Genomic DNA, 13172 nt, shown 5'->3' with positions numbered 1-13172 from the left:
AAACTATTGTGCTCAGTCGATCTTGTCACGAGGGGCGGCGGCGCGCGACAGCCGGTCGTTGATCGCCTCGCCCAGCCCATCGAACGGGATAGGCTCGACAGCGATGGTCTTGGCGCCGCTGCGATCGAGATCCTGCAAATGGGCAAAAAGGTTGCTCGCCGCCTCGCGCAGATCGCCTGACACCGACAGGTTGCGCAGGGCGGCAGCGTCTTGCCAGCCCTCGGCGCGGCGGCCGCCGAAGGCCAGCAAGGCCTCGCCCTTGGCGATTTTCCGAGCGTTGACGCGCACCGCGGCGCCCGGCGCGTAGTGCGAGGCCAGCATGCCTGGCGCCTCGATGCCCACCGCGCCGCGCAGCAGCGGCATGCCGGCGGCAGCTTCTATGTCGCCAGCGGCAATACCACCCGGCCTCAGCAGCCGCAATCTTTCGCCTTCAACCTTGACGATCGTCGATTCCAATCCAACCGGTGTTGCCCCGCCATCGACCACCAATTTGATTTTTGGGCCGAGATCGGCTGCAACGGCTTCAGCCGTCGTCGCGCTGATCTTGCCCGAGGAATTGGCGCTGGGCGCAGCAAGCGGGCGGCCGAGCCTTGCGATGAGCTCGCCGCCAAACCCCCGGGGCATGCGCAGCGCGATCGTCTCCAGCCCCGCGGTGACCAGCGGATGAATGTCATTGCCGGGGCGTTGCGGCAGCACAAGCGTCAGCGGCCCCGGCCAGAATGCCTGCGCCAGCCGTTTCGACAACGGGTCGAACAGCGCGATGCGCTCGGCCATCGCCAGGTCGGCAACATGGGCGATCAGCGGATTGAAGCGCGGCCGGCCCTTGGCCTCGAAGATGCGCGCCACGCCGACGCCATTGGTCGCATCTGCGGCCAGCCCATAGACGGTCTCTGTCGGGATGGCGACGACCTCGCCGCCTTCCAGCAGCGCCAGCGCCATTTCCATCGCATCGCCGACGGCGCGTATTTCAACCACGGTCGTTACCTCACAGATGCCGGCTGCGTAGTACGGCGGCGGCCGTGGGGCAAGTCCGGCCATGAGCGAATCCTCGATCGCTAAAATGCCACGCTTCCCCGCAAGCCCGCATCAATCACCGCACAGTATGGTGCAGGCTTCTAGGGCAAGGGGAATTATCATGGTCTCGGTGCGCATTCTTGGAGCGCTTGGTTTCATCCTGGCGGCGGGCGAAGCGCAGGCTTCGTCCATCATCGTTCTCGGCGCACCGTCTTCGACGCCATCGGTCGTCAAGCTCGGCGCGCCCGAGACGGTGACGATGGCCGAGAACCAGGCCGGCCACTCAACGCCATCGGTCGTGGCGCTCGGCGCGGCTGAGCCCGACGTCACCTATGAAAAGGTCGCGGCGATCCCGAACCAGCCCGAGCTCAAACGCGGTTTCATGCCGGGCCTGATGATCATTCGCGGCGGTATTGTCGGCGGCGACTTTTCCATACCAGCACCGGCCACCACTGCCGCGGCACCTCAGGCAGGATCCGGCAACAAGACGGAAGCGGCGAACAGCCCGCCCGCGACGCCGCAGCCGACTCCCATCCCCGAGACCGACACGGCCAAATAGAGTTCGAAGCGCTTCCGGCTCAAACGCCCGCAATCGCCAAAAGCCAGGCCAGGATATCGAACAACAGAAACAGCAGCGCAATCTGCAACGCCACCCGGAGCCGCTGGATTCGCCAGTTGCTGGCCATGTCCGCCTTGATGCGAAGGGCAAGCGCGCGGCGCATGGTCGACATCGTTGTCGGCCTGTCGCTATCGACATACTGATGGAGCAGTTCTTCCGGGTCGAAGCGGAATGTGTATTGGTGGTACGGCCAAAGCATGAAGACGATCAGCCCGCCGATGCCGAACAGCAGGGCCACCGCGATCCAGTCCCAAAGCCCGAGCCCGTTGGCAAGGGCCGCGCCGCCGAGCAATGAATTGGCGAATGCGGTGGCAAAGATAAGGCTCCCGGCGCGGGTACTCATGTTCTCGACGAGGTTCTGCTGCTGCGTAAGACCTCTCACCGCCTCCTGATAGATGAACGCCATACGAGGGTCATCGTCGGCAGGACTGCTTGCGGCAGTACCGTTGCTTTCACCTCCACTCGGACGTTCGGCCATAAGGCGTGTTGCTCCAGCGTGGCAGGGATGCGCCAGCTTAGCTCAAATTCCTTTGCCGTAAAAATCCAAGAGCATTTTGCCGCCAAGTGAAATCGCCTGGCACCGGACAAATGCGACCAAAACAAATGAATAGAGCGGGATGCACGCATCCCGCTCTATTCATTCTGGCGCCTGAAAAATCTCAGGCAGCGACCTCTTTGTCCGCCTCGTCGGTGGACGCCTCTTCGGATTCTTCTTCATCGTTTTCTTCGTCAGCGTCGTCGGCTTCGGCCTTTACGCTGTCGTCGTCTTCCTTGTCATCGTCGTCATCATCTTCGTCTTCGTCGTCCTCATCGTCCGAGAGGGTAGCGGCTTCTTCGTCTTCATCGCCTTCCTCTTCCGATTCTTCGCTGTCTTCGTCGTCGCCTTCCTGCTCGTCGTCAGACAGGTAGGCGGCCTCGACCACTGCGGCGGCGGCCTGGTCGAGCGTCGTTTCGGAAGCGGAATCAAGCGCCTCGGCGGGGGCCGGGGTTTCTTCTGTCACTTCGATTTCGTGAGCGGAATTCATGGAAGCCTCCGTGGGTTGGGGAACATGTCCTTTTGCCACGGAGAGATCATCGTCATATGACTGTAAGCCGGCTGGAAGGCCGGCCCAGCAAGATTTTTTCTGCTAATTCAGCCCGCGATCCTGGAAAAATCGGCGACCTGATCGGTGGCTGCCCGGATGCGGGCGAGCAATGCCAGGCGATTGGCGCGGACGGCCTGATCCTCGTCATTTACGAGCACTTGCTCGAAGAATGAATCAACCGGCTCGCGCAACACGCTAAGCGCCAGCATGGCGGCGGAAAAGTCTTCGTTTCGAATCGCTTCGCCGGCTTGCCTCTCAGCTTGATTCACCGCGGTAAACAGCGATTTCTCGGCCGCTTCCCGGAACAGCGCCGGCTCAACATGGTCGGCAATCACTGTTTTCTTCTTCTCCTCCGCGGCCAGGATGTTTGCGGCGCGCTTGGTGCCGGCGAGCAGGTTCTTGCCGTCCTCAGTGTCGAGGAAGGAGCCGAGCGCTTCGACCCGGCGGACGATTTGCAGGAGATCGTCGTTCGGTGATTGGCCAATCTCTCCCCTTGAGGGGGAGATGCCCGGAAGGGCAGAGGGGGTCGCCGATCCACGCGAGAGGACCCCCTCTGTCGCCTTCGGCGACATCTCCCCCTCAAGGGGGGAGATTGGGCGCGGCGCCAGCACCGCATCAATCAGATCATGGCGAGCGCCCTGGTCGCGGAGGTAAACCTTCAGGCGATCGTGGAAGAAAGCGAGGAGGTCGGAAGTTTGAGACGCATTGCCACCCGCGTAGCTCCTGGAGGCACGGCCAAAGACGGGTACTAGCCCCAATCGGATACTGTTCTCGACCAGCGTCCTCACCACTCCGAGCGCCGCCCTCCTGAGCGCATAGGGGTCCTTCGACCCGGTCGGCTTTTCGTCGATTGCCCAGAAGCCGACCAGCGTGTCGAGCTTGTCGGCGAGCGCGACGGCAATCGAAACCGGATCGGTCGGCACGCGGTCTGACGGGCCTTGCGGCTTGTAGTGTTCCTCGATCGCGGCGGCGACGGACGGATGCTCGCCCTGCAGCAGCGCGTATTTGCGGCCCATGGCGCCCTGGAGTTCCGGGAATTCGCCGACCACTTCGGTCGTGAGATCGGCCTTGGCCAGGACCGCGGCGCGGCGTGCGAGCGCTGGAATCTCCCCCCTTGAGGGGGAGATGTCGCCGAAGGCGACAGAGGGGGGCGGCACGTCCTGATGCGACTCCCTATTGTGGACAGAGGATGCCGGCGCTTTACGCGATGCGACCCCCTCTGGCCTGCCGGCCATCTCCCCCTCAAGGGGGGAGATCCCCTTCGCCACGATCGGCGCCAGTTCTTCCGCCAGCCGCTTGATGCGCTCCACCCGTTCGCCCTGCGTGCCGAGCTTGGCATGGAACGTCACGTTGAGATGATCCAGCCGAGCCATGCGCTGGTCGAGCGGCTTCTTGAGATCGAGTCCGAATTTTTCGGCCGAGGCCTTGAGCTGGTCGAGATCGGGCAGGTCGCCCTGGTCGGTCGTCCAGAAATAGAGCGCGTCGGAGAGACGCGCGCGCACCACCTTGCCGTTGCCGTGCGCAATCTCCTTGCCGCCATCCTTGGCCCCGATATTGGCGGTGAGGATGAAGCGGTTGGACAGATCCTCGCCCGCGCCCTGCGGCCTGGTGACAAAACACTTCTGGTTGGCGCGGATGGTCAGCCGGATAACCTCGGCGGGTATTGCCAGGAAATCCTGCTCGAATTCGCCCATCAGAACGACCGGCCATTCGACCAGCCCGGACACTTCTTCCAGCAACCCCTCGTCCTCGACGAGATCGAGCCCGTTGGCGAAGGCAAGGTTGCGGGCGTCGGCAAGGATGATCTCCTTGCGCCGGTCGGCATCGAGCACGACCTTGGCCGCTTCCAGCTTGCTCACATAATCGTCGAAGCGGCGCACGGTGATTTCGCCCGGCGCGAGGAAGCGATGGCCGTAGGTGACATTGCCGGAGCGGATGCCGTCGATCTCGAAATCGACCACCACCGGCTCCTCGGTCTCGGGGCCGAAGGTGCAGAGGATCGATTGCAGCGGCCGCACCCAGCGCAACGAGCCCGGCTTTGCCGAGGCCGGCCCCCACCGCATCGATTTCGGCCACGGGAAATTGCGGATGATGCCTGGCACAAGATCGGCAATGATTTGTTCCGCCGCCCTGCCCGGCCTGGAGATATGGGCGACATAGAAATCGCCCTTCTTCGGGTCGGCATGGACATGCGCCTCGGCGACCGAGGCAAGACCGGCCTTGCGCAGGAAACCCTGGACGGCCTGTTCGGGCGCCTTGGTCGAGGGGCCTTTTATCTCCTCGTGAACATCCTTCGAGCGTGCGGTGAGGCCCCTGATATCGAGCGTCAGACGCCGCGGCGTCCAGTATTCGCGCGCTGCCTCATAGGTCAGGCCCGCCTCGACAAGACCGTCGGTCAGCATCTTCCTGAGATCGCCCGCAGCCTTGCGCTGCATGCGGGCTGGGATCTCTTCCGAGCGGAGTTCTAGAAGCAGGTCGGGCATTGATGGGGCTCACGCGGCAAAATGGTCCGCGCGGGGCATAGCAACTCGGCTGGCCGCTGTCACCCTTCCGCGCAACATCGGAGCATCTGGCGGCGATTTCCGAAAAAATTCGACGGACTGTCGGGCCGAGGCAAACCCGCTCGTCCTTGGGTCAAAGATTTCCATGAACCGAACGCAGCGCTGAAGCGACCCACGCTCAGGCAGAGAGCTATTGGCTTAACGACAATGAAAACGGCATCGACATTCCTGCAGATCCTCGCACTCAGCGCCTGCTTTGCCGCGCAGGTCCATGGCACGTTCGCGATGCCGGGTGTGAGGCAGGCGCTGCGGACCATGGACGGTGCGAACAGCCAGAGCATGCCGCCTACCGCCACTCCGCTCGAAATTGCACAAAACGCCCTAAACTAGGCCGCCAGCCCGCCGGCCTGCGTCAGCAGAAACGCCTCGCCACAGGCCTTGGCCAGATTGCGCACCCGCAGGATGTAGCTCTGGCGCTCGGTGACCGAAATCACGCCGCGCGCATCGAGCAGGTTGAAGACGTGGCTGGCCTTGATGCACTGGTCATAGGCGGGAAACACCATGCGGTGCATCGCCAGATTGTCGCTTGGCGCGGGCGCGCCGGCATCGAGCAGCGCCTTGCACTCGGCCTCGGCGTCGTCAAAGTGCCGCAGCAGCATCGCCGTGTCGGCGAATTCGAAATTGTGGCGCGAATATTCCTGCTCGGCCTGCAGGAAGACGTCGCCATAGGTCACCCTGTCGGCGCCTTCGCGACCGTTGAAGTTGAGGTCGTAGACATTGTCGACGCCCTGTACATACATGGCCAGCCGCTCCAGCCCGTAGGTGAGCTCGCCCGCCACCGGCGCGCATTCGATGCCGCAGACCTGCTGGAAATAGGTGAATTGCGAGACTTCCATGCCGTCGCACCAGCACTCCCAGCCCAGTCCCCAGGCGCCCAGCGTCGGGCTTTCCCAATCGTCCTCGACGAAGCGGATGTCATGCAGCAGCGGATCGACGCCGATGACCTTGAGCGAGCCAAGATAGAGCTCCTGCAGATTGGGCGGGTTCGGCTTCAGGATCACCTGATACTGGTAATAGTGCTGCAGCCGGTTCGGATTCTCGCCGTAGCGCCCATCCTTTGGCCGGCGCGAGGGCTGGACATAGGCCGCGTTCCAGCGCTTGGGCCCCAGCGCGCGCAGCGTTGTCGCCGGATGGAAGGTGCCGGCGCCGACTTCCATGTCGTAGGGCTGGAGGATGACGCAGCCATAGTCCGCCCAGTAATTGTGCAGGGTCAGGATCAGCCCCTGAAATGAGCGGCTAGGATGCATATGGGCGGGTATGGCGACAGTCACGGCGGCCTCGGCGGAGCGGTGGGATGCGGTCCTCCCTAGAGGGCCCACCCGCAAGCGTCAAGGCAAAGGGCCGGCCGCAGCTGACCTGAGGCGTGTCGCTTTGCCAGGTGCTGGCCCATTGCCCGCCATCGGTGGCTGCAGTCTGCTGCCCCGGCACCACGGTTCAGAGACAGCAGGTTCAGCAATGCCCAGTCCGATCACCATCCGCCCTGTCACGCGACAGGATTTCGACCAATGGTTGCCGCTATGGGATGGCTACAACGCATTCTACGGCCGCTCAGGCACTACCGCTCTGCCAAAAGAAATTACCGATATGACCTGGTCTCGCTTCTTCGACGTCTATGAGCCGGTGCATGCGCTCGTCGCCGAGACCGACGGGCAGCTTCTCGGCCAGGTGCACTATCTCTACCACCGCAGCACCACGTCGATCGCGCCGAATTGCTATTTGCAGGATCTTTTCACCACCGAGGCTTGGCGTGGAAAAGGCGTCGGCAGAGCTCTGATCGAAGGCGTTTACGACCGCGCCAAAGCCGCCGGCTCGGGCCGGGTCTACTGGCTGACGCATGAAACCAATCACTCGGCGATGAAGCTTTACGACAAGGTCGGTGACCGCTCCGGCTTTGTCGTCTACCGAAAGCTGTTCTGAAAACAGAAGCGGGGCCTGACTTCGAGCCCCGCGTAATCGAATTCAGAAGTATTCAGCCCTTCGGCGGCTTTGCCTTCGGGGTTTCCTGCGCGGTGTTGGATTCGATCGGCGGCAGGCCCTTCAAAAGCTTCTGCTGCACAGCGGCCAACACGTCGGGGTCCGGCTTCAGGTCGCGGGCCTGGTTCCACTGGAAGGTGGCTTCCAGCTTGCGGCCGACGCGCCAGTAGGCGTCGCCGAGGTGATCGTTCAGCACCGGATCTTCCGGCTTCAGCGACACGGCCCGCTCCATTTCACGCACGGCGTCGTCGAACCTGCCAAGGCGGTAATAGGCCCAGCCCAGCGAATCGACGATGTAGCCGTCGCTTGGCCTCAGATCGACGGCCTTCTGGATCATCTGAAGGCCTTCCTTGAGGTTCATGTTCATGTCGACCCAGGAATAGCCGAGATAGTTCAGAACCTGCGGCTGGTCGGGGAACAATTCCAGCGCCTTGCGGAAATTCGGCTCGGCCTTCGGCCATTCCTTCAACCGCTCATAGGCGATGCCGCGCTGATAGAAGATGTTCCAGTTGGCGCCGGTGGGCGTCTTCAGCACCTCCACCGCCTTGTCGTAGAGATTGGCGGCGGAGCGGAAATCCTCCTTCGAGGAGTAGACGCCGCCGAGCGCCAGATAGGCGCGCATGTCGTCGGGGTGAGCGTCGACCAGGGCTTTCAGATGGGTGACCGCCTCGTTATGGCGGTCGAGATCGGCAAGGTTGAGGCCGAGCTGCAGGTCCGAAAGCTCCTTCAGCGGCGAAGTGGCCGGAATGCGGCGATACAAGGCAATGGCGCCATCGCCGTCCTTCAACTGTTCGGCGACGGCCGCAAGCTGGACGAGTGCCGCGTCGCTGTCGGGCTTCAGCGCCAGGGCGTATTGCAGATAGAGGCGCACGAACGGCTCACCACCGCCGCGATTGAGCGCGGTGGCGAGATCGAGCAGGATTTCCGAGGCACCGTCCGACGGACCGGCAACAAAGGGTTCGACCTTCTCGCCCTTGGTGATCTTGTCGCGGAGGGCAGCGATTTCCACCTTGCCCGGCGCAAACGTCTCGGCCTGGTCGAGGACGGAAAGTGCCTTGTCCTTGTCGCCCTTGCGGGCGAGGAAGGAGGCGTAGGCCTGCGCGTTGCGCAGCCAGGTCTCGGGCGCAGCACCGCCGGCCGTGGTGTCAGCCAAGGTCGCGGCATAGAGTTCATCCGCCTTTTCGGGCAGGCCCGAGGCATCGGCGATCAGCGCGCGATGGAAGGATTTGAACAGGCCGAACCAGTCCGGCCCCTGCAGCTTGTCGACGAAGGCCAGGGCATCGCTGCTGTCGCCGGCGCCCTGCTTGGCCCAGCCGGTCATGATGCCCGAGATCAACCGGTCGAGATCGGATTCGAGCGAAAGCTTGAGCCAGTACTCAGCCTTGGGGAAGTCCTTCTTGTGGAAGGAACCGACGGCGAGCGCCAGGCGCGAGAATCGCTCGACGTCGGGAACCGTCTTGAGCTTGTCGGCATAGACCAGGGATTCGTCGAAGCGTCCCTGCGCGATCAGCGACAGCATCAGGCTCTGCTGCAACGAGGTGTCGCTGGGGTCGAAGGCGAGCGCCTGCTTGTAATAGGTGATGGCGCTGTCGAGATCATTGTCGCCTTCGGCGACCCGCGCGGCGAGATAAGCGCCCGAGAAGGATGTGATCTTGACCGGTTCGGTGGCCTGTTTGGCATAGGCCGGCAGATCGGACACCGCCATAGCCGTCACAATTGCCAGCCCTGCCAGCCAGCGCGCACATCCTTGCCGCATCATATCCCTTTCAGCCTGGGCTCCGCATCAGCGGGGTCACCGTAGACTCGATCTTTTCCGGGCAAAGCATGGCCTTTTTTGGGTCAAGCATCAATCCGGCCCGAATTCACAATCGGGTCATGCGCTTAAGAAAGCATGCGACAAGCGAAAAAGCGTCTTCGAATATCGCCACGCGACGTTCCAATGTGACGTTGTTCACTTCAATGCCTTCGATATTCCCGTAAGCGATGCGTAAGCGGCAGGAGTTGAAAACTGCCGCAACGGAATGACGCGTGGTGCATGCAGATGGATGCGCTTGTTTCGCTCAGAGAGATGCCGATGCTGAAGATGCCGCAGGACGAGCAAGCCTTCGCCATTGCCGATCGGATCTATGAAGCGGCTTTCGCTACCGAGCTGTGGCCGGATGCGCTGGAAGCGGCCAGCGCGCTCTCGCGCTCGGCGGGCGGCGCGATTTTCGTGGTCAGCGACCATTCGCCGGTTCGCGCTATTGGCGAAGCGCATCTCCAGCCCCTGCTCGACGCGTTCATGGCGGACAACAATTGGAGATTTTCCGAGAGCGTGCAGCGCATATGCAGCGCCAGGCCCGCAAGTTTTGTGCGGATAGACGATTTCATGACCGGCCAAGAAATCGGGCGCGATCCGCTTTATGCCAGCGCCAGACCGTTCGGCGTCGGGTCGCCTGTCTGCACATCGATTTCCATGCCTGGCGGAGAGCTTGCCCTGTTTGTCTTCCAGCGTTGGCTGAAGGATGGCGACTACGATGAGGCGGCGATCGACCTTTTGAACGGGCTGCGTCCGCATCTGGCACGCGCTGGCCTCATAGCCCGGCGTCTGGGTCTGGAACGGGCAAGCACGGCCGTTTCCGTCCTCGGCGATATGGGACTGCCGGCAGCGGTTATCGGCGAGTCTGGTCGCGTGCTGTCGGCCAACAGCCTGCTGGAAAAGATGGCTGACATCTTCCTGTCTCATGGCGGCATGGCGCTTGCCGACGAACCGGCGAACGCGCTTTTCCAGCAAGCCATCGCGCAAAACAGGGATGACCGCGCCGTGCGTTCCATCCCCGTCCCGGCCGTGCAGGAGCGGGCCGGGCTGATCGTTCACCTGATGCCGCTGCGCCGCGCGGCGCACGACATTTTTTCGGGCGCCGATATTCTCGTCATCGCGGCGACGGTAAACGCTGACGCCAACATGCCCTCGCCGAGTATCCTTTCGGCCCTGTTCGACCTGACGCCGGCGGAAGCCCGGCTCGCCACGGCGCTTGCCTCGGGCCGTTCCACGCAGGAAGCGGCCATGGAGGTCGGCGTCGCCGTCAAATCGGCCCGCTCCTATCTCGAACGAATCTTCCGAAAGACCGGGACCAACCGCCAAAGCCAGCTCGTGGCGCTGCTGAAGAGCGCGCGGTCGTTTTTGTAGGCCGCAGGCATGTTTGCAGGCTGGCCGATTGGGCGGCGACATGCGTTAGAACCGGGTACCGCGATAGAAGCTGGCGGAGACGGCGCTGCACAGCCCGACCCATTCGCAGCCCTGGCATGCCTGGCGTGTGTGCCCGGCCGAAAAGGCCTCGCGCATCGTGGCCAAAATTCCGGTATCGAAGCTGACGCGGGCGCCAGGCTGAATCGGCCGAGCCAGCAAGTTTCCGACGTCGCGCGCCGCAAGCCGATCCCGCTCGGCCGCGCTTTCGCCCAGGCAATGCGGCTCCGGCTCGTCGAGCAGCGGAGCGCAGATGTCGTCCGGGCCGGAGACGATCAGGATATCCTCGCCCCGGCCAAGACGCTCCACGATCTTGTCATAGTTTGCCGTGAAGGCGGCGCTGTAGCCCTTGCCGACATAGGTCAGCAGGCAAAGCAGGTGGTGGGAGCGCAGCCTGACGGTCATCGCTTCAGGAGGGATCGATCTGATCCGCCTTGTTGCCGGCACACAGCTTCAACGTCGCGGCGCCGAGCGCCGACTTGAGCAAGCCGCCGACGATGAACGGCAGAAAGCCGAAAGTGACGGCCTTTTCGAGACCGATCATGACGGCGAGCCACGCCGTGCCGAGAACCAGGCAAGCGAGGTTGCCAAGCAGCATGGCGACAAAGGCCAGCACGACCCGGTTGCCGTTCCAGCCGCGTTCGGCCAGCCAGCCGACCAGTGCGCCGGTGAGCGGGAAGGCAAAGAGATAGCCGCCGGTTGGCCCAAGGAAATGCTGCACGCCGGCTGCGCCGCCGGCCAGCACCGGAAAGCCCACCGCACCCTCGACAAGCCAGGCCGCGATGGTGATAGCGCCAAGCCGCCAGCCATAGAGGGCGCCGATCAGCGTGACGGCAAAGGTCTGCATGGTGACCGGCACCGGCACCATCGGCATCTCGATATAGGACGACAGCGCCAGAAACAGCGTGCCGAGGACGACGGCTCCGACCTGCCAACCGAGGGAGCGGTCTTGCAGGCGCAGCGGGCTGAAGGACGGTTTGCGGGATGAAAAGGCGATGTTGGTCACGGTGGATTCCCTCGGCTGGTTACAAATTATAGATAATTTTTATATTCGATCTATTATCGAATCCATATTTCTGCGGAGATGGCAAGCCCGGTTTGGAAAAGGACTGGGCTTTTGAGCGTCGTGATACAGGACACTGAGAAGACCGGCGGGACAGCCCCCCTGGCATGACAGAGGGGGGTGTGAAGGATCGCTGCAGAGCGATTAAATGGCCTGGAGAAATCCGCTCAGACAGGCTGCCGCCTGATCCGAGATCCCAACGTTCGTTGCCTACGGATCGGACACCTCGGCCTGATCGCGAAACGTCATGCTGCCGACCTCGCTTGGTCTATCCGACGATAGCGAAGGCGTCCCGCGTCCTGCCGGAGGCGGTTTTGACCGGCTTCTGGCCGATCCACTGCACATGCCGGCCGAGCGTGGCGGCGGCCGATTCGGTGTTGCCTTGCCGGAGCGCACTCAGGATTGCCCGGTGATCCTGATCGGTGCGGATCTCCCACTCCGATCGCCAGGCGGCGAACAGGAAGCGGGCGCTCGCCGCGTGCAGGTCGTCGATGGTGGCGAGCAGACGCGGCATGCCGCATGGCGCCAGGATCAACCGGTGGAAAGTGCGGTTGGCCTCTTCCCAGGAACGGACGTCGCGAGACTTATCGCCGGCCTTGGTCGCCTCCTCGGCGAGATCAAGGATAGCCGCTGTCAGATGCGGCGCGGCGTGGCGCAGCGCCAGCACTTCGAGTGCGGCCCGCATCTCGGCGACTTCCCTGACCTCGCCGAGATCAAAGGATGCGACGCGCACGCCGCGGCGCGGCTCGCCGGTCGCCAGGCCTTGCGCCTCAAGACGCCGGAAAGCCTCGCGTACCGGAACATGGCTGGTCTGGAATTCCTCGGCAATGTGATCCTGCCGCAGCCGAGCCCCCGGCTCGATGACGCCGGATATGATGCGATCCGCCAGCACCTTGCTGATGCGGACGGCGATGGTGTCGTCTGCGGTCTTTGCCATTTTTATAGATAATTTGCTGTGCGATGGATTGTCGATACGCCACGATCCGTGAATTTCACAGTTTCTGCGAAAGTCTGGCATCCAACGCCTGCATCGCCACGGTGATCAACTCGCCGAGCCGCTGTTTCGGCACGCCATCGCGCGCCTGCACCGAGAGGCCATGCATAAGCGTGGCGTAGTAATCGCCAAGCGTCTCGGCATCCGTGTCCGGCTTCAGCTCGCCATCCCGAACGCCCTGCTGCAACCGCTCGATGATCGATGCGGTGCGTGCCAGGCGATGCTCCGCCAGCCAGTTAAGCACGCCGTCGTTTTCGGCAGCGCAGTTGGTTGCCGCCGACACCACCATGCAGCCTTGCGGCTGCCCCGGCCTGGTGTAGGTTTCGACAGCCTCGCGCAGCATCCGTTCGATGACGCGCCGGACGGTCGCCTCTTCGGCAAGTGCGCGGGTGGCGAAGCCGCCCTCATTGGCTTCGTAAAGGCTGACGGCTTCCCGAAACAGCTCCTCCTTCGAGCCGAAGGCGGCATAGATACGGGCCGAAGCAATGCCAAGCGCCGAGACGAGATCAGCCATCGAAACGCCTTCGTAACCGCGCGTCCAAAAGGCGTCGCGCGCTTTCTCCAACGCCTGATCCCGATCGAACTCCCTCGGCCTTCCTGCCACGGCGGACTCCATTTTTTATCGATCAACAAATA

The 13172-nt window shown here is 63.0% G+C and carries 14 protein-coding genes; 4 read left to right on the top strand and 10 right to left on the bottom strand.

Annotation, left to right across the window (positions count from 1 at the left end; translation table 11 throughout):
• Window positions 1–12: 12 nt before the first annotated feature.
• A complete protein-coding gene (locus OHD62_RS29085; RefSeq protein WP_412177431.1) occupies window positions 13–1038 on the bottom strand; it encodes an L-threonylcarbamoyladenylate synthase in 1026 nt (341 codons plus the stop codon).
• Between the two features lie 97 nt (window positions 1039–1135).
• Between OHD62_RS29085 and OHD62_RS29080 the strand changes: the two genes are divergently transcribed.
• On the top strand, window positions 1136–1573 hold the full coding sequence (locus OHD62_RS29080) for a hypothetical protein (protein ID WP_263790278.1): 438 nt from the start codon (window positions 1136–1138) through the stop codon (window positions 1571–1573).
• Window positions 1574–1592: 19 nt separating this feature from the next.
• Here the strand turns inward: OHD62_RS29080 and OHD62_RS29075 are convergent, their stop codons facing one another.
• From OHD62_RS29075 to glyS, 3 genes are all read right to left on the bottom strand, one after another.
• Window positions 1593–2039 carry a hypothetical protein gene (locus OHD62_RS29075; protein WP_263790277.1) on the bottom strand — a complete coding sequence of 149 codons (447 nt, stop codon included), beginning with the start codon at window positions 2037–2039 and terminating at the stop codon, window positions 1593–1595.
• A gap of 253 nt (window positions 2040–2292) precedes the next feature.
• Window positions 2293–2658 carry an ATPase (modular protein) gene (locus tag OHD62_RS29070; protein WP_263790274.1) on the bottom strand — a complete coding sequence of 122 codons (366 nt, stop codon included), beginning with the start codon at window positions 2656–2658 and terminating at the stop codon, window positions 2293–2295.
• 107 nt (window positions 2659–2765) lie between these two features.
• Window positions 2766–5201 carry a glycine--tRNA ligase subunit beta gene (glyS, locus tag OHD62_RS29065; RefSeq protein WP_263790272.1) on the bottom strand — a complete coding sequence of 812 codons (2436 nt, stop codon included), beginning with the start codon at window positions 5199–5201 and terminating at the stop codon, window positions 2766–2768.
• Window positions 5202–5426: 225 nt separating this feature from the next.
• Between glyS and OHD62_RS29060 the strand changes: the two genes are divergently transcribed.
• Complete coding sequence (locus tag OHD62_RS29060) at window positions 5427–5609, top strand: hypothetical protein (RefSeq protein ID WP_263790270.1); 183 nt, start codon at window positions 5427–5429, stop codon at window positions 5607–5609.
• Here the strand turns inward: OHD62_RS29060 and OHD62_RS29055 are convergent.
• Window positions 5606–6550 carry a glycine--tRNA ligase subunit alpha gene (locus OHD62_RS29055; protein ID WP_263790269.1) on the bottom strand — a complete coding sequence of 315 codons (945 nt, stop codon included), beginning with the start codon at window positions 6548–6550 and terminating at the stop codon, window positions 5606–5608. The genes OHD62_RS29060 and OHD62_RS29055 overlap by 4 nt on opposite strands.
• Window positions 6551–6734: 184 nt before the next feature.
• Here OHD62_RS29055 and OHD62_RS29050 point away from each other — a divergent pair, with 184 nt between their 5' ends.
• On the top strand, window positions 6735–7196 hold the full coding sequence (locus OHD62_RS29050; RefSeq protein ID WP_263790267.1) for a GNAT family N-acetyltransferase: 462 nt from the start codon (window positions 6735–6737) through the stop codon (window positions 7194–7196).
• 52 nt (window positions 7197–7248) lie between these two features.
• Here OHD62_RS29050 and OHD62_RS29045 read toward each other — a convergent pair whose 3' ends face one another.
• Entirely contained in the window at window positions 7249–9009 is a 1761-nt protein-coding gene (locus OHD62_RS29045; RefSeq protein WP_263790687.1) for a tetratricopeptide repeat protein, read from the bottom strand.
• Between the two features lie 285 nt (window positions 9010–9294).
• On the opposite strand from OHD62_RS29045, the gene OHD62_RS29040 reads away from it, so the two are divergent.
• On the top strand, window positions 9295–10422 hold the full coding sequence (locus tag OHD62_RS29040) for a helix-turn-helix transcriptional regulator (protein ID WP_263790265.1): 1128 nt from the start codon (window positions 9295–9297) through the stop codon (window positions 10420–10422).
• 45 nt (window positions 10423–10467) lie between these two features.
• Here OHD62_RS29040 and OHD62_RS29035 read toward each other — a convergent pair whose 3' ends face one another.
• The 4 genes from OHD62_RS29035 to OHD62_RS29020 all read right to left on the bottom strand — a co-directional run bounded on the left by OHD62_RS29035 (window position 10468) and on the right by OHD62_RS29020 (window position 13140).
• Window positions 10468–10884: a DUF1284 domain-containing protein gene (locus tag OHD62_RS29035; protein ID WP_263790264.1), complete on the bottom strand. Its 417-nt coding sequence runs from the start codon at window positions 10882–10884 to the stop codon at window positions 10468–10470.
• 4 nt (window positions 10885–10888) lie between these two features.
• A complete protein-coding gene (locus OHD62_RS29030) occupies window positions 10889–11485 on the bottom strand; it encodes a biotin transporter BioY (RefSeq protein WP_263790262.1) in 597 nt (198 codons plus the stop codon).
• A 325-nt stretch (window positions 11486–11810) separates the two neighbouring features.
• Entirely contained in the window at window positions 11811–12479 is a 669-nt protein-coding gene (locus tag OHD62_RS29025) for a GntR family transcriptional regulator (RefSeq protein ID WP_263790260.1), read from the bottom strand.
• Window positions 12480–12534: 55 nt separating this feature from the next.
• On the bottom strand, window positions 12535–13140 hold the full coding sequence (locus OHD62_RS29020; RefSeq protein WP_263790258.1) for a TetR/AcrR family transcriptional regulator: 606 nt from the start codon (window positions 13138–13140) through the stop codon (window positions 12535–12537).
• Window positions 13141–13172 lie beyond the last annotated feature (32 nt).

The organism is Mesorhizobium sp. YC-39 (genome assembly GCF_025753795.1).
GTDB lineage: Bacteria > Pseudomonadota > Alphaproteobacteria > Rhizobiales > Rhizobiaceae > Mesorhizobium.
Note: the sequence above shows the minus strand (reverse complement) of the source record. Positions and strands in the feature narration are given on the sequence as shown.